Origin of the sequence: Thermus sp. NEB1569 (assembly GCF_022385295.1) — a bacterium.
Classification (GTDB): Bacteria; Deinococcota; Deinococci; order Deinococcales; family Thermaceae; genus Thermus; species Thermus scotoductus.
Map to the genome: position 1 here is coordinate 1,922,417 of NZ_CP092445.1, position 21,252 is coordinate 1,943,668.

Annotated in this window: 25 protein-coding genes and 1 tRNA gene; 7 read left to right on the forward strand and 19 right to left on the reverse strand. The window is 65.0% G+C overall.

What is annotated here, in order from left to right:
• Nucleotides 1–9 precede the first annotated feature (9 nt).
• Complete coding sequence (gene lpdA / locus MI302_RS10935; protein WP_239725798.1) at nt 10–1,395, forward strand: dihydrolipoyl dehydrogenase; 1,386 nt, start codon at nt 10–12, stop codon at nt 1,393–1,395.
• A 51-nt stretch (nt 1,396–1,446) separates the two neighbouring features.
• Here lpdA and MI302_RS10940 read toward each other — a convergent pair whose 3' ends face one another.
• The 7 genes from MI302_RS10940 to lipB all read right to left on the reverse strand — a co-directional run bounded on the left by MI302_RS10940 (nt 1,447) and on the right by lipB (nt 7,103).
• Complete coding sequence (locus MI302_RS10940) at nt 1,447–1,725, reverse strand: branched-chain amino acid transport (protein WP_239725799.1); 279 nt, start codon at nt 1,723–1,725, stop codon at nt 1,447–1,449.
• Entirely contained in the window at nt 1,722–2,372 is a 651-nt protein-coding gene (locus MI302_RS10945) for an AzlC family ABC transporter permease (RefSeq protein WP_239725800.1), read from the reverse strand. Before MI302_RS10945 ends, MI302_RS10940 begins: the two co-directional genes overlap by 4 nt.
• Nucleotides 2,369–4,081 (reverse strand): helix-turn-helix domain-containing protein, encoded by a 1,713-nt coding sequence (locus MI302_RS10950; RefSeq protein ID WP_015716157.1) that lies wholly within the window; start codon nt 4,079–4,081, stop codon nt 2,369–2,371. Before MI302_RS10950 ends, MI302_RS10945 begins: the two co-directional genes overlap by 4 nt.
• Nucleotides 4,082–4,244: 163 nt before the next feature.
• Entirely contained in the window at nt 4,245–5,132 is an 888-nt protein-coding gene (locus MI302_RS10955) for an NAD(P)-dependent oxidoreductase (RefSeq protein ID WP_239725801.1), read from the reverse strand.
• A 9-nt stretch (nt 5,133–5,141) separates the two neighbouring features.
• Nucleotides 5,142–5,489: a DUF3054 domain-containing protein gene (locus MI302_RS10960; protein ID WP_239725802.1), complete on the reverse strand. Its 348-nt coding sequence runs from the start codon at nt 5,487–5,489 to the stop codon at nt 5,142–5,144.
• A complete protein-coding gene (lipA, locus tag MI302_RS10965) occupies nt 5,486–6,457 on the reverse strand; it encodes a lipoyl synthase (RefSeq protein ID WP_239725803.1) in 972 nt (323 codons plus the stop codon). The genes MI302_RS10960 and lipA overlap by 4 nt, the downstream gene beginning before the upstream one ends.
• A complete protein-coding gene (gene lipB, locus MI302_RS10970; RefSeq protein WP_026328944.1) occupies nt 6,441–7,103 on the reverse strand; it encodes a lipoyl(octanoyl) transferase LipB in 663 nt (220 codons plus the stop codon). Before lipB ends, lipA begins: the two co-directional genes overlap by 17 nt.
• A gap of 132 nt (nt 7,104–7,235) precedes the next feature.
• Between lipB and MI302_RS10975 the strand changes: the two genes are divergently transcribed.
• Nucleotides 7,236–7,427, forward strand: coding sequence for a hypothetical protein (locus tag MI302_RS10975; protein WP_239725804.1), 192 nt, complete (start codon nt 7,236–7,238; stop codon nt 7,425–7,427).
• Here the strand turns inward: MI302_RS10975 and MI302_RS10980 are convergent.
• From MI302_RS10980 to MI302_RS11025, 10 genes are all read right to left on the reverse strand, one after another.
• Nucleotides 7,424–8,239, reverse strand: coding sequence for an SDR family NAD(P)-dependent oxidoreductase (locus tag MI302_RS10980; protein WP_019550442.1), 816 nt, complete (start codon nt 8,237–8,239; stop codon nt 7,424–7,426). The two genes, MI302_RS10975 and MI302_RS10980, sit on opposite strands and share 4 nt — an antisense overlap.
• 65 nt (nt 8,240–8,304) lie before the next feature.
• Nucleotides 8,305–8,748: a 50S ribosomal protein L9 gene (rplI, locus tag MI302_RS10985; RefSeq protein ID WP_019550443.1), complete on the reverse strand. Its 444-nt coding sequence runs from the start codon at nt 8,746–8,748 to the stop codon at nt 8,305–8,307.
• A 9-nt stretch (nt 8,749–8,757) separates the two neighbouring features.
• Nucleotides 8,758–9,024 carry a 30S ribosomal protein S18 gene (rpsR, locus tag MI302_RS10990; protein ID WP_015716149.1) on the reverse strand — a complete coding sequence of 89 codons (267 nt, stop codon included), beginning with the start codon at nt 9,022–9,024 and terminating at the stop codon, nt 8,758–8,760.
• On the reverse strand, nt 9,021–9,833 hold the full coding sequence (locus MI302_RS10995) for a single-stranded DNA-binding protein (RefSeq protein WP_015716148.1): 813 nt from the start codon (nt 9,831–9,833) through the stop codon (nt 9,021–9,023). Before MI302_RS10995 ends, rpsR begins: the two co-directional genes overlap by 4 nt.
• 9 nt (nt 9,834–9,842) lie before the next feature.
• Nucleotides 9,843–10,148 (reverse strand): 30S ribosomal protein S6, encoded by a 306-nt coding sequence (rpsF, locus tag MI302_RS11000; RefSeq protein ID WP_038071088.1) that lies wholly within the window; start codon nt 10,146–10,148, stop codon nt 9,843–9,845.
• A 97-nt stretch (nt 10,149–10,245) separates the two neighbouring features.
• Nucleotides 10,246–10,321, reverse strand: a tRNA-Asn gene (locus MI302_RS11005).
• Nucleotides 10,312–11,433: an integrase core domain-containing protein gene (locus tag MI302_RS11010; RefSeq protein ID WP_239725805.1), complete on the reverse strand. Its 1,122-nt coding sequence runs from the start codon at nt 11,431–11,433 to the stop codon at nt 10,312–10,314. Before MI302_RS11010 ends, MI302_RS11005 begins: the two co-directional genes overlap by 10 nt.
• A gap of 145 nt (nt 11,434–11,578) precedes the next feature.
• On the reverse strand, nt 11,579–12,931 hold the full coding sequence (locus MI302_RS11015; protein WP_239725806.1) for an NAD(P)(+) transhydrogenase (Re/Si-specific) subunit beta: 1,353 nt from the start codon (nt 12,929–12,931) through the stop codon (nt 11,579–11,581).
• Nucleotides 12,931–13,233: a proton-translocating transhydrogenase family protein gene (locus tag MI302_RS11020; protein WP_008630585.1), complete on the reverse strand. Its 303-nt coding sequence runs from the start codon at nt 13,231–13,233 to the stop codon at nt 12,931–12,933. The genes MI302_RS11015 and MI302_RS11020 overlap by 1 nt, the downstream gene beginning before the upstream one ends.
• Nucleotides 13,233–14,360: an NAD(P) transhydrogenase subunit alpha gene (locus tag MI302_RS11025; RefSeq protein ID WP_239725807.1), complete on the reverse strand. Its 1,128-nt coding sequence runs from the start codon at nt 14,358–14,360 to the stop codon at nt 13,233–13,235. The genes MI302_RS11020 and MI302_RS11025 overlap by 1 nt, the downstream gene beginning before the upstream one ends.
• Before the next feature lie 105 nt (nt 14,361–14,465).
• Between MI302_RS11025 and MI302_RS11030 the strand changes: the two genes are divergently transcribed.
• The 3 genes from MI302_RS11030 to MI302_RS11040 are packed head-to-tail and all read left to right on the forward strand — an operon-like array spanning nt 14,466 to nt 17,309.
• The gene (locus tag MI302_RS11030; protein ID WP_239725808.1) at nt 14,466–15,356 is read left to right on the forward strand and encodes a DMT family transporter; all 891 of its coding nucleotides are present in this window, start codon (nt 14,466–14,468) and stop codon (nt 15,354–15,356) included.
• Nucleotides 15,353–16,165: an EamA family transporter gene (locus MI302_RS11035; RefSeq protein WP_015716143.1), complete on the forward strand. Its 813-nt coding sequence runs from the start codon at nt 15,353–15,355 to the stop codon at nt 16,163–16,165. Before MI302_RS11030 ends, MI302_RS11035 begins: the two co-directional genes overlap by 4 nt.
• A 1-nt stretch (nt 16,166) precedes the next feature.
• The gene (locus MI302_RS11040; protein ID WP_239725809.1) at nt 16,167–17,309 is read left to right on the forward strand and encodes a nitrate/nitrite transporter; all 1,143 of its coding nucleotides are present in this window, start codon (nt 16,167–16,169) and stop codon (nt 17,307–17,309) included.
• Here MI302_RS11040 and MI302_RS11045 read toward each other — a convergent pair.
• Nucleotides 17,273–18,322 carry a Fic family protein gene (locus MI302_RS11045; protein WP_239725810.1) on the reverse strand — a complete coding sequence of 350 codons (1,050 nt, stop codon included), beginning with the start codon at nt 18,320–18,322 and terminating at the stop codon, nt 17,273–17,275. The genes MI302_RS11040 and MI302_RS11045 overlap by 37 nt on opposite strands.
• A gap of 86 nt (nt 18,323–18,408) precedes the next feature.
• Between MI302_RS11045 and MI302_RS11050 the strand changes: the two genes are divergently transcribed.
• Nucleotides 18,409–19,254 (forward strand): transposase, encoded by an 846-nt coding sequence (locus MI302_RS11050; protein WP_038032087.1) that lies wholly within the window; start codon nt 18,409–18,411, stop codon nt 19,252–19,254.
• A gap of 136 nt (nt 19,255–19,390) precedes the next feature.
• On the forward strand, nt 19,391–20,875 hold the full coding sequence (locus MI302_RS11055; protein WP_239725811.1) for a YifB family Mg chelatase-like AAA ATPase: 1,485 nt from the start codon (nt 19,391–19,393) through the stop codon (nt 20,873–20,875).
• Here MI302_RS11055 and mgsA read toward each other — a convergent pair.
• Nucleotides 20,872–21,249, reverse strand: a complete 378-nt coding sequence (gene mgsA, locus MI302_RS11060; RefSeq protein ID WP_239725812.1) for a methylglyoxal synthase — start codon at nt 21,247–21,249, stop codon at nt 20,872–20,874. The two genes, MI302_RS11055 and mgsA, sit on opposite strands and share 4 nt — an antisense overlap.
• Nucleotides 21,250–21,252: the final 3 nt, after the last annotated feature.

The following is a 21,252-nucleotide window of genomic DNA, read 5'->3' on the forward strand; positions in this document are numbered from 1 at the left end:
ATGGACCCCATGAAGACCTACGACCTCATCGTGATCGGCACCGGACCCGGCGGCTACCCCGCCGCCATCCGGGGGGCGCAACTGGGGCTTAGGGTTCTGGCCGTGGAGGCCGCCGAGGTGGGTGGGGTTTGCCTCAACGTGGGATGCATCCCCACCAAGGCCCTCCTCCACGCTGCGGAAACCCTCCACCACCTAAAGGTGGCCGAGGGCTTCGGCCTAAAGGCCAAGCCCGAGCTGGATCTGAAAAAACTTGGTGCCTGGCGGGATGGCGTGGTGAAGAAGCTCACCGGGGGCGTGGCCGGGCTACTTAAGGGCAACAAGGTGGAGCTTTTGCGGGGCTTCGCCCGCTTTAAGGGCCCCAGGGAAATAGAGGTCAATGGGGAAACCTACGGGGCCCAAAGCTTCATCATCGCCACGGGAAGCGAGCCCATGCCTCTAAAGGGCTTCCCCTTCGGGGAGGACGTGTGGGACTCCACCCGGGCCCTAAGGGTGGAAGAGGGTATCCCCAAGCGCCTTTTGGTGATCGGGGGCGGGGCGGTGGGGCTCGAGCTTGGCCAGATCTACCACCGCCTGGGCTCGGAGGTGACCCTGATCGAATACATGCCGGAGATCCTCCCCGCAGGCGACAGGGAAACCGCCGCCCTCCTGCGCAAGGCCCTGGAGAAGGAGGGGATAAGGGTGCGCACCGGCACCAAGGCGGTGGGTTACGAGAAGAAGCAGGATGGCCTCCACGTGCTCCTCGAGGCCGCCCAGGGAGGCAGCCAGGAGGAGATCGTGGTGGACAAAATCCTGGTGGCGGTGGGCCGCAGGCCCCGCACGGAAGGGCTCGGCTTGGAAAAGGCCGGGGTCAAGGTGGACGAACGGGGCTTCATCCAGGTGAACGCCCGCATGGAAACCTCGGCCCCCGGGGTCTACGCCATCGGGGATGTGGCCAGGCCCCCCCTCCTTGCCCACAAGGCCATGAAGGAGGGCCTGGTGGCCGCGGAAAACGCCGCCGGCAAAAACGCCCTCTTCGACTTCCAGGTGCCCAGCGTGGTCTACACCGGCCCCGAATGGGCGGGGGTGGGGCTCACGGAGGAGGAGGCAGAGAAGGCGGGGTATAAGGTCAAGGTGGGGAAGTTTCCCTTTTCCGCCAGCGGCCGGGCCCTTACCCTGGGAGGGGCCGAAGGTCTCATCAAGGTGGTGGGGGATGCGGAGACGGACCTCCTCCTGGGGGTCTTCATGGTGGGGCCCCAGGCGGGAGAGTTCATCGCCGAGGCCACCTTGGCCCTGGAGATGGGGGCCACGGTTTCCGACCTGGGCCTCACCATCCACCCCCACCCCACCCTTTCCGAGGGCCTCATGGAGGCGGCGGAAGCCCTCCACAAACAGGCCATCCACATCCTGAACCGTTGACCCAACAGGTTTCTTGGGAGTTCCCGGTGGGGCAGAAGCCCCACCGGACCCTTAAAAGCCCAGGGCCCCGAGAAGCCCGTAAAGCCCTGCCCCCAGGAAGACGGCCACGCCCAGGTTCCCGGTGAGCTTAAGCCCCAGATAGGTGCCAAGAAGGGCCAAGGCCGCCCGGACCCACTCGGAAGAAGGAGGCGGGCTAAAGGCGGAGACCAGGAAAAGGGCCACCACCAAGGCGGGCCCTGCCTGGCCCGTCTTCAGGCTTTTTTCCCCCCGCCAGGGCAGAAAGCGGAGGAGAAAGGTGCCCAAAGCCAGAAGGAGAAGGGCCAGGGTCATGCCTTCCTCCCTTTCCAGGGCTCCTTCCAAAGGAGCCCCACCACCCCTGCCAGGAATAGACCCCAGGCCGTCTGGCCCAGGAGGTGAAACCCCAGGGCCACCCCGCCCGCCAGGAGGGCCACCGGGTTCCTGAGGTGGGGCAGGGCCAGGAGGAGAAAAAGGGCCGGAAGGGCAAAGGCAAGGGCCTCCCCCAACCTGGGCCAGGCCAAAAGCCCCTTGGCCCCCAAGGCCCCCATGGCCGTGCCCAGGTTCCAGGAAAGGTACGCTCCCAAACCCAGGCCCAGGAAGTAGCCCCGCCTCTTTTCCGGGGAAAGGCCGGGAAGCGTCCTTAAGGCCAGGGCGAAGACCTCGTCGGTGAGGAAAAAGGCCTCCAGGGGGCCTCCTTTCAGGTAGGGCCTGAGGGCCGGGCCGTAAAAGGCGTGGCGCAGGTTAAGGAGAAGGCCCAAGGAGGCCGCCAAAAGGGGCGGCACCCCCTGGGCCAGAAGCCCCACCAGGGCGAACTGGCTGGCCCCGGCGAAGACCAGAAGGGAGGTGAGCTGGATCCAAAGGTAGCCAAGCCCCGCCTGGGCCCCCAAAGCGCCGAAGGCCATGGCCACGGGGAAATATCCCAAGGCGATGGGCCAAGCCGCACGAAGTCCCTCCTTCATCTAGGCCTCCTGAGCAGGAAGAGGTGGGTGCCCCCGCCCCAGGGGTGGCTTCCATGGGTGGCGAACAAGCGCCGGTGATCCTCCAGCTCAAAGCCCACGGCAAAGGCTAACTCCAAAAAACGGCGAGGGTAGGTCTTGGTCTCCACCTCGTAGTCCAGCCCAGCCAAAAGAGCCTCGAGCTCTATACGAGCAAAGGCCGCCAGGGGGTCGGACCGCGCCTCAAGGCCTTGCAAGGCTTCTTCCGCCAACCTCCTAAGGCCTCGAGACTCTCCCTGGAGGGCGAGAAGACGCAAAGCCCAAAGCGCCTCGGGTTCTTCCAAGGGGAAGGGGACCAGGTAGGCCGTATGGTGAAGCACCAGGTTCCGAGCCCGCTCCTCCCTGGTGGAAAAGGGGCTCAAAAACTCATCCGCCACCGCCAGAAGGCCCCCGGGGCGCAGAAGCCGGTAGGCCTTTTCCAAAAGGCGCCACGTGGACATGTGGTGGCTGGCCCCCACGCAGACGATCAAGGGAAAGGCTTCCCCTGTGGACAAAAGGGTGAAGTCTTCGGGCCATACTTCCACACCTGGGAGGAGCTGGGCCAAGGCCTGCCTCGAGGCCGGGCTGGGTTCCACCGCCACCGGCTCCAAATGGGGCAGAAGCTCCAAGAGCAAGAGGAGATGATGCCCAGGCCCCGTGCCCACATCCAAGAACCTTCCCTCCTCCAGGCCTGCGGCCTGCAACCCATGGGCTAGGAAAAGGGGCTGTCGGGCGTAGCCAGGGTGGAGGAGTTCCACCTGGGCGTAGAGATCTACGGAGATGCGGCTTGCCCATTCCCCCTCCTCCGGGCTGGCAGGAAAGCGCGTAGCCTTGAGGAGAAGAGGGGCCGGATCGGCCACCTCCCCCTTAAGGAGCAACCCCTCCCAAGCCAGGGTCCGCAGAAGGAGGCTTGGGTTTTGCTGGTAACGCCTCAGGCCTTCTAGAGGTGCGTGGAGAAGGGCCAAGGCCTCGCCCAAAAGCCCCTGGCCCCCCAGACGGGGTAGGGGCGCCAAAGGAAGGCCGAAAAGATAGGTACGGTTCCCACTCCAACGCACGAAAACCCCCTCCAGAAACCCTGGCGCAAGCCAGCGGCCTTCCAAGGCCAACCCTCCCACCCCCAAGCTCACCTCCCGCAGGACCAAGGTGGCTTTCTCTGGGCTCCCGGCCTCCCCTTTGGGCCGGGGAAGCGGGGGGTAATGCAGAAAGACCAGGAGGCTAGCCCCCTCTTCGCTGGCGTACACGTGGGGTTCGTCCCCGGAAAACTCCACCTCCTCTCCGGATCCCACCTCCCTACCCGGAGGCGGTCCCACCCGGGCCTTGCCCTTCAAACCGATGACCCGCTCGCGGAGGCCAGGCTCGTGGGCCTCCGCCCAACGCACGGAACGGGGGAGGAGGTCCATGCGGTACACCTCCAGCCGCTCCCCCACCCGCCCCCAGGTTTGTTCAATAAGATGAACCATCACGCCCTCATCCCCCACAGGACGGGCCTGGACCAGTTCGCCGAAGGGCACTTCCAGGGCTCGGGCCAAGGCCCAAAGGGTGGCCAAGGTAGGGTTAGCGCGTCCCGCTTCCAAGGCGTGAAGAAGGGATTTGGCTATCCCAGCCTTAGCCGCCAAACCAGAAAGGGTAAGCCCCCGCGCCTGGCGCAGGCGGCGGAGGTTTTGTCCTACTTCGTAGGATAATTCGTTTTTCATATAGAACAGACTAGGGGGAGGCTGCCCGAAGGTCAACCCTCCCCCGGCGCTTCGCCTCAGGGGATGGCCTTCAGGAGCCGCCTAGCCTTTCCAGCAGGCCAAAGCCGAGGAGCTCCTTCCTGCGCCTGGCCCCGGAAATCCCGAACCTTTGGTCGGGGCAACCTCAGCGGATCTCTACTCCGCCCCAGCGCTCCAAAAGCCTCAGGGCCTCCACGTGGTCCGCCTCAGGGCCGAGCTCGCGCTTGGCCATCTCATAGACCTCCCGGGTGAGGCGGAGGAGGGGGCTTGGCGCCCTCTCCCCATCCAAAACTCCCATGGCGATGCCCAAATCCTTTACCAGGAGGCCCAGGGCAAAGGTCTTGGGGAAGGCCCGGGTGACCACCCTTTGGGGGATCAGGTTCTCCGTGGCGTTAGAGCGGCCGCTGGAGGCGTTAATGACCTCGAGGGCCTTCTCCGCGGAAACCCCCTGCCGCACCAGGGCGATAAGCCCTTCCCCCGCCGCCCAGAGGTTCACCGCCAAAAGGGCGTTGTTGATGGCCTTCACCGCATGCCCTGCCCCCACGGGCCCCACGTGGACCACCTTGGCGGCGTAGGCCAGGTAGGGCTTCACGTATTCCACGGCCTCAGGGGGCCCTCCCAGCATCACCGTGAGGGTGCCTTTTTCCGCCCCTAAGGTCCCGCCGGAAACCGGGGCGTCCAGGTAAACCACGCCCTTTTCCAAAAGGCGCTCCGCCAGTTTGCGGCTTCCCTCGGGTTCCCCGCTGGTGGCGTCCACCCAGTAGGTGCCGGGCCTCAGGTGGGGCCAAAGGGCCTCCGCCACCTCCACCACCTCCTTGGTGGTGGGCAGGCAGGTGAAGATCACCTGGGCCTCCGCCACCTTTTCCAGGGGCACGGCCACGGAGCCGAACTCCTCCTGGTGCCTTAAGGCCTTGGCAAAGGTGCGGTTCCAGACCAGGGTGGGGAAGCGCTTGGCCAGATGGCCGGCCATGGGGTAGCCCATGGCCCCAAGGCCGAGGAAGGCCACCTTCAGAGAACCTAGCGGCTGACCCATGTCCCCTTTTTACCAAAGCCTCAGGAGCTTGGCGAGGCCCCGGAAAAGGAGGAGGAAGAGAAGGCTAAAGGCCATGGCCACGCCCAGGAAGACGAAAAACCCCGGGCCAAACCCCTCCCCTAGGATCATCCCCCTAAGCCAAAGCCCCGCGGGGACCGCCAAAAGCCAGCTGAGGAGGAGGCTGGACCAGCTCGGCCGGCGGTAGGTGCCGAGGAAGGGGCTGAGGAGAAGCCACACGAAGAGGATGGGGAGGACGTTCCGGGCTAGGCCCTCGAGGCTTACGGGAAGGCCATGGGACCTGAGGCCCACCCAGGCGAAAAGGAGGAGGGCAAGGAGGTCCAGGAAGAAAAGCCTCATCGGGCCTTGGCCTCCAGGAAGACCCGGTCCGCCCGGTAGGAGCTCCGCACCAGGGGCCCGGCGAAGACCTCCTTAAAGCCCAGCTCATACCCCCAGGCCTCGTAGCGCTTAAAGTCCTCCGGGGGTACGTACCGCACCACGGGCAGGTGGGCCGGGGTGGGGCGCAGGTACTGGCCCAGGGTGAGGATATCCACCCCCGCCTGGCGCAGGTCCCGCATGGCCTCGAGGATCTCCTCCTCCGTCTCCCCCAGGCCCAGCATGAGGCTGCTTTTGGTAAGAACGTCAGGCCGATAGCGCTTGGCGTGGGACAGGACCTTAAGGGTCTGATCGTACCCCGCCCGGGGATCCCTTACCCTGGAGGTAAGGCGGCGCACGGTTTCCAGGTTCTGGGCATAGACCTCCGGGCCCGCATCCAAAACCGTCTCCACCGCCTTCAGGTCCCCCTGGAAGTCGGGGGTAAGGGCCTCCACCAAGACCCCAGGGGCCTTCTCCTTGATGGCCCGGATGGTGGCGGCGAAGTGGGCCGCCCCGCCATCGGGAAGGTCGTCCCGGTCCACGCTGGTGAGGACCACGTAGCGGATATTAAGCCGGGCGATGGCCTCAGCCACCCTACGGGGCTCCTCCGGGTCCACAATGCCTCTGGGGTTTCCCGTGTCCACGGCGCAGAACTTGCAGGCCCGGGTGCAGATGCTTCCCAGGATCATCACCGTGAGGGTGCCGTGGCTCCAGCACTCTCCCACGTTGGGGCAGAGGGCCTCCTGGCAGACGGTGTGGAGCTTGAGCTCGTTCACCGTGGCCTTCAGGGCCTGGTACTTGGCCCCCGTGGGCAGGGTGGCCCTGAGCCAGGCGGGCTTATTCCGATCCACAGGCTCGGGCCGGGCCTGGGCTAGGCCATGCTTCACCACCTTGAGCTCCACCACCTCCCCGGTGGGGGCAAGGAGCTCCACGGTTTCAAACTTGGGCTTCACGATGATCCTCCTTTACACGGGGGTCCATTCCGAAAACCTCGGCGAAGGCCCGCACCACCCTGTCCTTTACCTCCGGCATGGGAACCTTGCGGCCCAAAAGCCGCTCCAGGGAGGTGACCCCTTTCCCCTTTAGCCCGCAGGGGATGATGACGGAGAAGTCGTTTAAGTCGGTGTTCACGTTGAGGGCAAAGCCGTGGAAGCTCACCTCCTCCTTCACCGCCACCCCGATGGCGCAGAGCTTGTCCTCCCCCACCCAGACCCCCGCGTACCCCGGGGTGGGGTAGGCCTTCAGGCCATAGGAGGCCGCCACCTTGACGATGGCCTCCTCTATCTGGCGAAGGAAGCGGCGCACCTCCCGGCCCACGGGAAAGATGGGATAACCCACCAGCTGCCCGGGCCCATGGTAGGTGACGTCCCCACCCCGCTCCACCCAGTAGACCTCAAAGCCGTTTTCCCGGTACCAGCTTTCGGGAAAAAGGAGGTTCTCCCCCGTGGCCTTTCTCCCTAGGGTGATGACCCGGGGATGCTCCAAAAGCAGCAGGGTGGGGGGGCGCTCGCCCCGCACCACCTCCTTGTGCACCTTTTTCTGGTACTCCCAGGCTTGGGGGTAGGGCAAAAGGCCCAGGTCCTCCACCAGAAACTCCACGTCCTTAAGCATACGTCAGGGGAAGCTCCCTTAAAGTATCGGGCTTCACCGAGCCCAGCTTCGCTGGCTTGCGCAAGCATGTTGCAAGGTAGCCCTGACCGGCCTCTGACCCCAGGGACCTAGGCTAGGGGCATGAACTTGGAAACCCGGCTGGAGATGCCTTTGGCGCTTGACCCCGAGGCCTTGGACCCTGGGCTTGTGGAGAGGCTGATGGATGAGGTGCTGGGGGTTTTCCGCCAGCACCTTCCCGTGCGGAGCCTCGAGGGCATCCTGAAGCGGCAGGAGGGCCACTTGATCCTTCTGGTGAACCTGGAGCTGGCCTAGGCCAGAAAGCGGGCCAGAAGCCGGTCCCGTAAGGCCTCAGGGAGGTGGCGGAGAAGAAGGGTCTGCCACCCCCTAGGGGCCACCAGGTAGCGGGCCCTGGGCCTTGGGTCTTGGAGGGCCTTAAGCACCACCTCCGCCACCCTCTCGGGGGGCAGGCCCCTTCTGGCGCTGGCCCGGGCCGCCCTGCGGGCCACCTCCAGGTAGCGGCCGTACACCCTTTCCGTACCGGAAGGAGGAGGTTCCAAGTAGCTTTCCGCCCAGCGTTCCGAACGTTCCCAGATGGGGGTGGCCACGGGCCCCGGTTCCACCAAGACCACCCTCACCCCAAAGGGAAGGAGCTCCACCCTCAGGGCATCCGCCAGGGCCTCGAGGGCGAACTTGCTGGCGGCGTAGGGTCCCGCCAGGGGCAGGGCTACCAGGCCGGAAACCGAGCCCATGAGCACCACCCGCCCCCGGGTCTTTCGAAGAAGGGGCAAAAAGGTCCTCACCGTGGCGAAGGCCCCGAGGACGTTCACCTCCAGCACCTGGCGGAAGACGGAAGGGGGAATAAGCTCCAAGGGCCCCGCCACGGCAATCCCCGCATTGGCCACCAGTCCCTCCAACCCCTCCCCCTCCAGAAGCCTCCTGGCCTGCACAAGGCTTTCCTCCTGGGTTACATCCAGGAAAAGGGGCACCACCCCCAGGGCGCGAAGGGCCTTTGCATCCTCGGATTTGCGCACCCCGCCATAGACCCGAAAACCCCTTTCCGCCAAGAGCCGGGCCGTGGCCAGGCCAATGCCGCTACCCGCTCCCGTGATGAGCACAGCCCCCATAGGAAAAGCTTAAGGACCCCCGGCATCCCAGGGGTCCCAAGGCAGCCTGCCGGATCCCCAGGCCCCTACTGGGCCACCACGCTCACCTTCAAGGCGATCGGCACCTCGGGGTGGGGCTTGTAGGTGAGGACGTACTCCCCCAGCTCCTTGATGGGCTTTTCCAGCACCAGGCGCTTGGGATCAATGGTGATGCCGTGCTGGCGCGAAAGGGCCTCGGCGACATCCTTGGCGGTCACGGAGCCGTAGATCTTGGTCTCCCCCGCCCGCACCGGAATGGTGAGGGTGAGGTTCTCCAGGATCTCCTTAAGCCTCTCCGCCTCCGCCTTCCTTTCCGCCAGGCGCTTGGCCTGGGCGCGGATCTTGGCCTCGAGGGCCTTCAGGTTGCTCTCCGTGGCCAAGACCGCCAGGCCCCGGGGCAGGAGGTAGTTCCTGGCGTAGCCGGGCTTCACGTTCACCACCTGGCCCACATCGCCCAGGTTCTCCAGGGGTTCAAGCAGGATGACCTTCATGTCCACCCCCTATTTGCGCACCAGCTTCTCCGTGAAGGGAAGAAGCCCAAGAATCCTCGCCCGCTTGATGGTGCGGGCCAGGATGCGCTGCTCCTTGGCGGTAAGCCCCGTGCGGCGGCGGGGAAGGATCTTCCCCGTCTCCGACAGGAACCGCTTCAGCACCTCCACGTTACGGTAATCCTTAAGGTCAAACTCCCCCAGGCTGGCCTTGACCTTGGCCTTCCTGGAAGGGCGCTTCTGCGCCTCCTTCTTGGGTTTAGCGTTCTTCGTGCTCAAAACGGCAAATCCTCCTCCGGCGGGAAGTCTTCCAGTCCTTCGTCAATGTCCACCCCACCCGTCTGGACAGAGCGCTCTGGCTCTTGGGGCCTGCTTCCGCCGGTCCTTTCAGGCCCACGGGTGGGTCGCTCCAACCGGAGGGCTTCCACACGGGTCTGGAAGCGCCTCTCCCCGGTGGAGCTCGTCCAGGAGTCGTTCACCAAACGGCCGATCACCAAAAGCCCCTCGCCCCGCTTGAGTTCCCCGGCCCACTCGGCCAGGTCGCGCCAGGCCTGAACCTCTATGAAGTGGGTCCTCTCCCCGTCCGGTCCCTGGCCCGGGCGGCGCTCGTTGATGGCTAAGCCCAGCCGGGCTACCGCCGTCCCCTGGGGAGTGTAGCGCAGATCGGGATCGCGGGTGAGGTTGCCCATGAGGATCACCTGATTTAGGGCGTGGCGAAGCCTGGGCTGGCCCCGGGCGTCCTCGAGGGTCTCGCGGCCCCGCCCCTCCAAGGGATCGATGAAATCCGCCCGGATCTGGACCTCGCTCCGCTTCTCCCCTTCCCGCTCCCACTGCCGGTATTCCAGCCGGCCTTCTACAAAAATCAGCTGGCCCCTTTCCAGGATGTCCCCCCACATCTCCGCCTGCCGGCCCAGAAGGCGCACCCGGTGGTACCAGGGCACCTCCCGCTCCTGGCCGGAAGCATCCAGGAGGGTATCCTGACCCGCCAGGTTCAGGTCCAGAATGGCCATCCCCCCCGGGGTGTAGCGCATGTCCGGACGGGCGGTAAGGGTACCGATGAGGAAAACGCGGTTCAGGCCTCTTGCCATGGGAACAGTCTACGCCTTGGTGAGGAGGGGCTCCTGGGTTTTCACCACCATGACCCGGCGCACGTTATCGCGCAGGCGGAGCTCCCGGGCCAGGTTGTTCACCCGGTCTTCGGGCATCTCCACCTGGTACCAGAGGAAGTAGCCCTGGGTGTCCTTGGCGATGGGGTAGGCCAGGCGGCGCATTCCCCATTCCTCCACCTTCTCCACCCGGGCACCGAAGGCCTCGAGGGCCTTCCCGATGATCTCCTTCTCCAGGGCGAGCTGGCTCTGGTCCAGGTTGGGGTTCAGGATGATGTTCACCTCGTACTTGCGCATCTACACCTCCTCTCCGGGCCCGGCAGGCCGCACGAAGGATGATTATACCCTCTTCCCCTCCCCAAAAAAAGACCCAGGGGGCCCTAGGGCCCCCATCTGGCTCCGCGGGCAGGACTCGAACCTGCGACCAACCGGTTAACAGCCGGCCGCTCTACCTGCTGAGCTACCGCGGACCGACCGCAGAGAGCACTATACCAGGGGCAAGGCAGGCGGTCAAGAAGCTGTATTCGGCCAGCACATTTGAGACAGCTTGGGGAACCGACCCCTCCCGTATCTTAGCCAAGAACTCCAGGGGGGCAAGGCCACCCAGGGCCATGTGGGGTCTCCTGCGGTTGTAGTAGTCCAGGTAGGCATTAAGCTCCACCTGTAGCTCGCTAACCCTCGTGGGCAAAGGTCGGGTGTAAAACTCATCCCTAAAAGTCCGTTGCAGCCGCTCCACGTGCCCGTTAAGCCTAGGACTCCGGGGAGGCAGCACAAAAAGAGCGATGCCCAGGCCTTGGCACGCCATCTCAAACTCCGCCATGAACTCGCTACCCCCATCCACCTGCACCGCTCGGATGGGGAAAGGCGCCTGGGCCACCAGTCGGGATAGAAACTCCCCTGCCAGCCTCGCCGTGGCCCGGCTATGCACCTCCCCCAGGGCATACCGGGTAAACAGGTCCACCGCCGAAAAGTGCCGCACCACCTCCCCAGGCCCCAGGCTCACCATCAGGGTGTCCACCTGGATGAGGTCCCCAGGGGCTTGCGGTTGATATCCCCGGGGCTTCCGTCGGGCGTAGGGTCTCCTTGGCCTTCCCCTTCCCTTTCCCCTTCCCCTCCTGGCCAAAAAACTGGCCACGCTCTCCACCCGTCCGCTCCCCTCCAGGTAAGCCAGGATACGCCCCACCGTGCGTTCGCTCACCGAAAAACCCTCCTTCCGGAGGGTCAGCCAGATGGGCCACCGCCCTAAGGTGGGGTTCGCCCTCCGGAGAACCTCTACCCTGACCAGGAGCTCAGGTTTCCACTGCACCTTTCCCCGTGTACGCTTGGGGCGGCGGGACTTGGGCTTTAGTCCGGCTAGGCCCCTCTCCCTCAAGGCCCTTTCCCAGCGGTAGTAGGTGGCCCGGCTGATGCCCAAAAGCTCCTGAATCTCCCCCCAGCTCCTCTTGCCCTCCCGCAGGGCTTTCACCAACTTCACCTTGCGCAGGCGTCCCTGGACATCCGGGTCGCCTGCCCCGGCCTCGGCCAGTCTTGCCCCTTGGCTAGCTCCTTTCCATATCGTTCGGCCAACCGTGGTAAGCTGCATATGGGGAACCTCCTCTCTCGGGTCGGTTCCCCATCTTTTTATCCCATTCAGCGTCTCACATGTGTCTGTCCGGGTTCAGAAGCCCCCTGACCCCAAGGGAAGTGCCCCCCGGCCAAACCCGGGGGGCGCATGGGGCAGCGGACCGCTAGAGCCGCTTCAGGGCTTGGATCAACTCGGTCAACACCTTCTGGGCATCCCCGTAGAGCATGCGGGTGTTGTCGGCGTAGAAGAGCTCGTTTTCTACCCCGGCAAAGCCCTTGCCCTGGCCCCGCTTGATGACGATGACGTTCTTGGCCTTGTCCACGTCCAGGATGGGCATGCCGTAAAGGGGGCTTCCCGGGCGGCGGGCGGCAGGGTTCACCACGTCGTTGGCCCCGATGACCACCGCCACGTCCACGGTGGGGAACTCGGGGTTGATCTCCTCGAGGTCCTTGAGCTTGTCGTACTCCACCCCAGCCTCCGCCAAAAGCACGTTCATGTGCCCGGGCATCCGCCCCGCCACCGGGTGGATGGCGAACTTCACCTCCACCCCCTTGCTCTCCAAAAGGTCCGCCAGCTCCTTCACCTTGTGCTGGGCCTGGGAGAGGGCCATGCCGTAGCCGGGCACGAAGACCACCTTACTGGCGTAGGCCAGCATGACGGCGGCGTCCTCCACGTCGATGGGCTTGAGGCTTCCCTTGACCTCCCCCGCCTCCTGCTCCACGCCAAAGCCCCCTACCAGGACACTCCACACCGAGCGGTTCATGGCCCTCGCCATGAGCACGGTGAGGAGGGTACCCGCAGCCCCCACCAGGGTACCCGCCACCATCAAGGCCGGGTTCCCCACGGCGAAGCCCTCAAAGCCCACGGCCATACCGGTGAAGGCGTTGTAGAAGCTGATGGCCACCGGCATGTCCCCGCCCCCGATGGGCAGGGTCATGAGGATACCGAAAAGGAGGGCCAGGAGGAAGAAGAGCACGATGCTCAGGGTGGGGTCGTTCCAGAGCAGGGAAAAGCCCAAAAGCACCGTGATGAGGAGCGCCAGGGTGTTCACCACCTTCTGCCCGGGGAAGAGGATGGGCCGGCTTTTCATGATGCCCTGGAGCTTGGCGAAGGCGATGAGGCTTCCCGTGAAGGCCACGCTCCCGATGAGGCCGCCCAGGATGGCCAAGGCCATGAGGCCCGGGTTCTCAAAGGCTCCCTTCAGGAGCTCCACCGCCGCGATGGTGGCGGCCGCACCCCCACCCATGCCGTTGTAGATGGCCACCATCTGGGGCATGTCGGTCATGGCCACCTTGACGGCCGCCCACCAGGCCACCACGGAGCCCACCAAAAGAGCGATGAGCATGAGGCCAAAGTTCTGCATCCCCGGCCAGAAGAAGGTGGCCAGAACCGCCAGGGCCATGCCCCACCCAGCCCAGACGATGCCGCTTTTGGCGGTGGTGGGATGGGCCATGCGTTTTAAGCCCACGATGAAGAGGATGGCCACCACGAAGTAGGCTGCCTGGATGAGATCCATTACTGACCACCCCCCTTGCCCGGCTTCTTCTCAAACATCTCCAGCATGCGCACCGTGACCGCATACCCCCCGGCGGCGTTGGCCGCCCCCAGGATGACCCCCAGGAAGCCGATGAGCTTCTCCAAACCGGTTTCCGCATGGCCCAGGACCACCATGGCCCCCACCACCACCACCCCGTGGATGAAGTTGGACCCGGACATGAGGGGGGTGTGGAGGATCACCGGCACCCGGGTGATGAGCTCATAACCCAAGAAAGCCGTGAGCACGAAGATGTAAAGGGCAGACCAGAAGCCAAACTCCATCACGCACCTCCCACGAGGGCCTTGGTGGGCCCGTGCAGGATCTCGCCTTCCTTCATGAGAAGCGCCCCCTGGATGATCTCGTCCTCCCACTTGGGGGCAAACTCGCCCTTTTCCATGAGCAGGCTGGAAAGGTTGAAAAGGTTTTTGGCGTACATCTCCGAGGCGTGCACGGAAAGCTCGCTGGGGAGGTTCAAGGGGCCAAAGATCCTCACGCCCTTCACCTCCACCACCTCTCCGGGCTGGGTGAGGACGCAGTTGCCCCCCGATTCCGACGCCAGGTCCACCACCACCGTGCCCGGCTTCAGGCGCTCCACCATGTCCTCGGTGAGGAGGATGGGGGCCCGACGGCCTGGCACCTGGGCGGTGGTGATGATGGCGTCCATCCCCGCCACGTGTTCCCGCAGGGCCTCGTGCTGGATGCGCTTCTCCTCCTCGGTGAGCTCCCGGGCGTAGCCGCCCTCCCCTTCCGCGCTGATGGGAAGCTCAATGGGCTTGGCCCCCAGGGAGAGGGCCTGCTCCACCGCCGCCTTGCGCACATCGTAGGCAAAGACCTGGGCCCCCAGGCGCTTGGCGGTGGCGATGGCCATAAGCCCCGCCACCCCCACCCCCATGACCATCACCTTGGCGGGGCGGATGGTGCCCGCCGCCGTGGTGAGCATGGGGAAGAAGCGAGGGGATAGCCTTGCGGCGTGGATGGCCGCCAGGTACCCCGCCACCGTGGCCTGGCTGGAGAGGGCATCCATGCTCTGGGCCCGGGTGATGCGGGGGATGAGCTCCATGGCGATCACCGTGGCCTTTTTAGCCGCCAGGGCCTTCACCAGGTCCAGGTTCTTGTGGGCCTGGACAAACCCCACCACGATAGCCCCGGGCTCCAGGGCCCCGATCAGGTCTTCAGGAGGCGGCTGAACAGTGAAAAGCAGGTTGGCATCCTTCAGGAGCTCCCCTCGCTCCACCACCTCTGCCCCAACTTCCTGGTAGGCGGTGTCGGGATAGTAGGCACCTTCCCCGGCACCCTTCTCTACCCGCACCCTGGCCCCCTGCTTCACCAGGCGGGCCACCACCTCGGGCACCAGGGCCACCCTTCTTTCCCCTGGAGCCCTTTCCTTGGGAACCGCTATGGTCACCATAGGACCTCCTTCCGCGCCAGTATACCAATGGGGCCACGAGCATCTGTCCTTGCCCTCGAGGGTGACCCGCTGGTCAGAAGCGAATCCTTATGGAAGAATGCCTCCATGCGGCCCTCCGGGCTCAAGATCGCCTCCGTACTGCTCCTGGGCATCTTCGCCATCAGCTTCGGCAGCATTCTGGTGCGCTTGGCCCTGGCGGCCTCCGGGGATAGAAGCCTGGCCTTCAGCCTGGTGATGAGCGCAGGACGGATGGGCCTTGCGGCCTTGCTCCTCCTCCCCAGCTGGCGAAGACCTCTGGCCAGCCGAAGGGGGCTTCCCTATGCGATGGCCGCCGGGGCTTCCCTGGCCCTGCACTTTGCCCTTTGGATCACCTCCCTCTCCTACACCTCGGTGGCGGCCAGCACCGCCTTGGTCACCACCAACCCGGTCTGGGTTACCCTCTTCGGCTGGCTTTTCTTTCGGGAAGCTCCCTCTGGCCTTACTCTCCTGGGGATTGCGGTAGCCCTTTTGGGAGGGCTTTTGATCGGCCTGGGGGATGCGCAAGGGGGAAACGGGGGAACCAACCCCCTCCTCGGGGACCTCCTGGCCCTCCTGGGAGCGGTGGCCGCCTCCCTCTACTTCCTCCTGGGGCGGGAAGCCCAGAGGCGGGGGCTTTCCATCTTGGAATACATACGGGTGGCTTACACCGCCGCCGCCCTTCTCCTCCTTCCCCTTCCCTACCTCTTTGGAGGTGGGTATGGAGGCTATCCCCTGGCGGTCTACGGCTACATCCTCCTCATGGCCCTCTTACCGCAACTTGTGGGCCACACCAGCTTCAACTGGGCCACCCGGCACATCCCCCCGGTCCTGGTGACCCTGGCCATCCTCTTTGAGCCGGTGGGGGCAAGCCTCCTAGCCTTCCTCCTCTTTGGGGAGCTTCCCGGGGTTCAGGTGCTCCTGGGAGCCCTGGTCCTCCTCCTCGGGGTGGGCACGGCCATGGTGGGGGCACGGCGATGATCTACGTGGCCCTGGCTGCACTTCTATGGGGCCTGGGTGGGGCCCTGGCCGGACGGTTCATGGGGGAGATTCCCCCCTCGGTCCTCATCCCCTTGCGCTTTCTCCTAAGCTTCTTCCTGCTTCTCCCCCTGGTGCTCCGGTTTCCCCCAGCCGCCAAGGAGTGGCCCCGGCTCCTTCGGGTGGGGCTCGCCCTCTCCGGGGCCCAGGCCTTCTACTACCTGGCCATCCACGCCACCACCGTGGCCACCGGGATCTTCCTCCAGTACCTGGCCCCTGCCCTCCTCACCCTCTATGCCCTCCTAAGGGGGGAAAGGCTTCCCGGCAAGGCCCTTTTGGGGGTAGCCGTGGCCCTTTTGGGAGCCTACGTGCTGGTGGTGGGGTCCAAGGGTTTCACGGCAAGCCCCCTGGGGGTGGCCTACGGCCTCCTCTCCGCCCTTTCCTTCGCCCTTTACGCTGCCTTCTCCCACGGGCTCAAGACCCCACCCCTGGTGAGCCTGGGGGTGGCCACGGGGGTAGGAAGCCTCCTCTCCCTCCCCATCCTTATGGGCAACCTCCCCCGGGTTTGGACCCTGGACCCAGGGGACTGGGGGGCGGTGGCCTACCTGGTCATCCTGGGAACGGTGGTGCCCTTTAGCCTCTTCCTCTTGGGGGTGCGCACGGTACCCGCCCGGAACGCCACCCTAACCGCCATGCTGGAGCCAGTGGCCGGGGCAATCTTCGCCTGGCCCCTGGCGGGAGAACCCTTGAGCCTCGAGGGCCTTCTGGGCGGTACCCTCATCCTCCTGGGAGTGGCTCTGAACCGGAGGTGATATGGCAGCGCGGGTTTTTCTCCTCTTCACCCTAGGCTACTTCCTCTCCTACTTCTACCGGTCGGCCAATGCGGTGCTGGCCAAGGACCTGTCCCAGGACCTGGGCCTGGGCCCGGCGGAGCTAGGGTTTATGACCAGCCTCTTCTACCTCTCCTTCGCCGCGGTACAGCTCCCCTTGGGAAGCCTCCTGGACCGGTACGGTTCCAGGATCATCACCCCGGCCCTCCTCCTGGTGGCTTCCCTGGGAAGCGTGGTCTTCGGGCTGGCGCAAGGCTTCCCCACCCTGGCCCTGGGCCGGGCCCTCATCGGCATGGGGATGGCCGCCGCCCTTATGGGCTCCCTAAAGGCCTTTAGCCTCTGGTTCCCCCGGACCTACGCCACGGTTTCCACCCTCCTGGTGGGCCTGGGGGCCACAGGGGGGCTTTTGGCGGCCACCCCCCTGGCCCTCCTGAAGGAGGCCATGGGCTGGCGGGGGGTCTTCCTCCTGGGGGCAGGGGTGGTGGTCCTGGTGGCCCTTCTCATCTACCTGGGGGTGCGGAACACCCCCCCTGGGGTTCCCTGGCCCAAGGGTGGGGGAGGCGGAGGGCTAAGGGAAGTCCTGGGCAATTCCAGGCTCCTGCGGGTGGCCTTTTTGGCCTTGGCCTTTGCGGGAAGCTTCCTGGCCTTGCAAACCCTCTGGGCTGGGGCCTACGCCTACGCCCTGGGCCTTGAGGCGGTGAAGGTGGGGAACCTCCTCCTCCTCTACTCGGGAGGCGCGGTCCTAGGCTTTCTGGTATCCGGCTACCTGGCCGACCGCCTGGGCACCGCCAGGGTGCTGGTGGGAGCGGCCCTGCTCTTCGCCCTAGGCCTCCTCCTCGCCCTCTTCAAGCTTCTTGCCCTCGCCTACCCCGTCATGGGATTCTTCGGAGCCTTCAACATCCTCACCCTTACCCAGGCCCGGGAGCTGGTGCCCCCTCACCTGGTGGGCCGGGGCACCACCCTGGTGAACCTCTTTGGCATCGGGGGCACTTTCCTTTTGCAATGGGGCGTGGGGGTGGCGGTGGGAACCCTGGGATACGCCTTCGCCTTCGGCAGCCTTCTTGGCCTTCTTCTTCTGGCCCTTTTCCTTTACCGCCCCCTTCTCGGTCCAAGGGTCTCCGGGTGAAACAATAGGCGCTGTTGCTCCCGGACTTTATTCGGCCAGTCGAGGCGTTCTGGGGGAAGAGGATCGGGCAAAAGGGGGGGACGCTCCCGGGTCCCCAGGAAAAGCCAGGGATGGGAGAGCAGCTGGACCCTACCTCCTGGGCGGTAGACCGCAAGCCTGCGGCGATTCACCCACACATAGGCTTGTGCCCGGTTTACCCCGAGGTCGCGAGCCACCTCCTCCATGGGCTTTAGGTCCGCATACCGCAGCAGGGCCAAGCCCAAGACGGTTTCTAAGCGGTCCACCAGAGCCTCCCCTAGCACACAGGCCAGGGGTTGCCACTCCCCTTCGTCCAAGGCCCTAAGCAAAGCCGAAGGATCAGGGGGAGGAAAGCCCACGTGAAAAGCCTTATCCGCCCCCTCCAAAGCTCGGTAATACCGTTCCCTTTCCTCCTTCTCTAAGCCTTTGATGGCAATGGGGGGTAGTCCCTTCCATAAGGCCATGTAGTTAAGGACCAAGCGGCCTACCCGACCGTTGCCGTCCCGGTAAGGGTGAATGGCCTCAAAAAGCACATGGGCCTTGGCTAGGGCCTCGAGGGGCTCCCGCTCCTCCATGAGCCGTGGGACTAACCGGGCAAAAGCCCTAAGGTAATCGGTGGCCTCCAGAGGGGGCTGCACCTTAGCCCCACCAATAACGCGGTCCACCCCATCCGCAGGCCTTCCCCGAAAAGCCTCCAAAGGGGTATCCCGGAAGAGTTGCCCGTGAAGGTTGTTGATAAAGGACACATTTAAACGGAACTCTCCCTCCTTGGCATCCTGCAATGCCTGCTCGTAGGCAAACTGGGCTGTGCGGAAGTAGTTTAGAATCTCTACAGAAGCCTTGGAGCCCCGCAGAACCTCGTCAAGTTCCGCCTCCGAGAAAAAGTACCCTTCTATAGCCAAGGAGTGGCGGCTATCCTCGCGAAGCATGTAAAGCCACTCCTGGTTGGCCACCTGCACCAAGGCCAAATCCAAGCCGCCCAAACGCCGGAGCAAATCCCAACGCTCCTTCACCCAGCGGCGATATTCCTTCGTGTGCTACTTGATCTGGACCCCTAGGGTGTGAAAGAAAAGGGGGTGCTATGCATCCAAACCGTGAGCACCCCCTCTACTATCTTGACGCAGAAACCCTTCTCGTAGCCACCTACGTTTGGGTGGATGACGAACTCAAGGCCCTCGTCGCCCAAGGTCACAAGCTCCCAAAAAAGCAAAAGCACCAAAAGGCCACCCTGGCAGAGCTCCTAACCCTCGCCATCTTCCTCCTCCTCCAGGGCCAGGACCTCGCCAAAGGCTACCTCGCCGCCAAAACTACCCTGAAGCCTTACTTCCCCTCCCTCCCCCACCTCTCCCGCTTCTACCGGGTCCTTCAAAAGGCTCATGGGCTCCTGGCCCACCTCGCCCTCAGGCTCTCCGGAGGAGAAGGCTTGCTACAGGTGGTGGACCTGAAGCCCATTCCCCTGGCCCACGGACAGCGCATCCACAGCCTCTCCCTCCCTGAGGCCGCGGTGGGGAAAGGACCCCTGGGGGCTTTTGGCGGATACGCCCTCATGCCGGTGATGAACGAGCGGGGCCTCTTTTTCCGCTGGGTTCTTCTGCCCGGGAATGCCCGGGAGACCTGGGGGAGGGAGGTCCTTGAGGGTTTGCCTGCGGTTCTTGGGGACCGGGGTTTTCGCTGGGTCCAGGGGGTGAAGACGCCGCCCTACCGGCTCAGGGGAGGGAAGGTGGTGGAGACGGGGTGGCGAGCCTGGATGGGGAGGGTGCGCAACTGGATTGAGACGCGGTTTAGCGTGATGGTGAGGTCTTTGGGGCTTCACCGGATGGAGGTGCGGTCGTATTGGGGTTTGGTGGCGCGGGTCCATCTCATCCTGCTGGTGCACAACCTGATTCGGAGCCGGGTGCTTCTCAAGATGGCTGGGGTGGAGATATGAGGTAGCACACGAAGGTATTTGTTATATGGCTCCAGCCACCCCCTAGGCATCCAGCACGATCATAAGGCAACAAACGCTATGTTAGCAAAACTGGGGGTACTAGGCGAAACTAACAGTTTCATGTTAAACTTCCTCCATGCTATCCCAGGTGCGGAGCTATACCCTCTTCGGCCTGGACGCGGTTCCCGTCACCGTGGAGGTGGATGTCAGCCCCGGGCTTCCCAGCTACGCCCTGGTGGGGTTGCCGGACAAGGCGGTGGAGGAAAGCCGGGAGCGGGTCCGGGCCGCTCTGAAGAACTCGGGCTTCCCCTACCCCCAGGCCCGGGTGGTGGTGAACCTGGCCCCGGCGGAACTCCGTAAGGAAGGAAGCCACTTTGACCTGCCCATCGCCTTGGGGCTTCTGGCCGCCCAAGGGGTGGTGCCCTTGGAGGCCCTTGCGGGCCTGGCGGTGGCCGGGGAGCTGGGCCTGGATGGCGCCTTGCGCCCGGTGCCCGGGGCGGTGAACCTGGCTTTGGGGGCCTTGGGCGAAGGGAAAAAGCTCCTCCTGCCCCTGGAAAGCGCCAAGGAGGCCGCCTTGGTGGAGGGGGTGGAGGTCTACGGGGCGGAAAGCCTCCTGCAGGCGGTGGCCTACCTGAGGGGAGAAGAGGAGCCCAGAAGGGTGGAACCCGACGATCCCGTGGCCGCCCTGGAGGCTTTGGACCTCCGGGACGTGAAGGGCCAGGCCAAGGCCAAAAGGGCCCTGGAGATCGCCGCCGCTGGTTACCACCACCTCCTTATGGTGGGAAGCCCGGGCTCGGGAAAGACCATGCTGGCCAGGCGCCTTCCCTTTCTGCTTCCCCCTCTGAGCCAGGAGGCCGCCCTCGAGGTAAGCCGCATCCACTCCGCCGCCGGGCAGATCCTTAAAGGCCTGGTGCGCACGCCCCCCTTCCGCGCCCCCCACCACACGGTGAGCTACGCGGGCCTCATCGGGGGCGGGGCCATCCCCAAGCCGGGGGAGGTTTCCCTGGCCCACCGGGGGGTGCTTTTCCTGGACGAGTTCCCCGAGTTTTCCCGGGATGCCCTGGAGGCCCTCCGCCAGCCCCTCGAGGACGGGGTGGTGACCGTCTCCCGGGCCAGGGCCAGCCTCACCTTCCCCGCCCGCTTCCTCCTGGTGGCGGCCATGAACCCCTGCCCCTGCGGCTGGTACGGGGACCCGGAAAGGGCCTGCACCTGCACCCCGGCAAGCCGCCAGCGCTACGTGGGGAAGATCTCTGGACCCCTTCTGGACCGGTTTGACCTGGTGGTGGAGGTGCCCCGCTTAACCCCAGCCGAGCTCGCCCGCGCCCCCGAAGGGGAAGGCACCGAGGCTGTGCAGGAAAGGGTCCTAAGGGCCCGGGAGAGGATGCTCGCCCGGCAGGGCAGGCCCAACGGGGAGCTTGCGGGAAAGGCCCTGAGGGAGCACGTGCGCTTAACCTCGGGGGCGGAAAACCTCCTCCAGGCGGCGGCCAAGCGGATGCTCCTTTCCGCCAGGAGCTACGACCGCCTCCTCCGGGTAGCCCGCACCATCGCCGACCTGCAGGGAGCGGAGAGCGTGGAGGAAAACCACGTGGCCGAGGCCTTGGCCTACCGCAAGACTCTTTAACCCACCTGGGCAGCTAGCCAGGGAACAAGGGCCTCCGCCGCCTCGAGGTTGGTGGCCAAGGGCACCCCGTGCACGTTGCACACCCGCATGAGGGCCTGCACGTCGGGCTCGTGGGGCTTGGGGGTGAGGGGATCCTGGAAGAAGAGCACGCAAAGTACCTTTCCCTCAGCCACCCTGGACCCGATCTGCATATCCCCTCCCAGGGGACCGGAAAGAACCCGCTCCACCTCGAGGCCGGTGGCCTCCTGGATGCGTTTCCCCGTGGTGCCCGTGGCCAGGAGGAGGAAGCGGGAAAGAAGCTCCCGGTGCCGTTGGCAAAAGGCCACCATATCGCCCTTCTTGGCATCGTGGGCAATGAGGGCCAAGACCTTCATGGG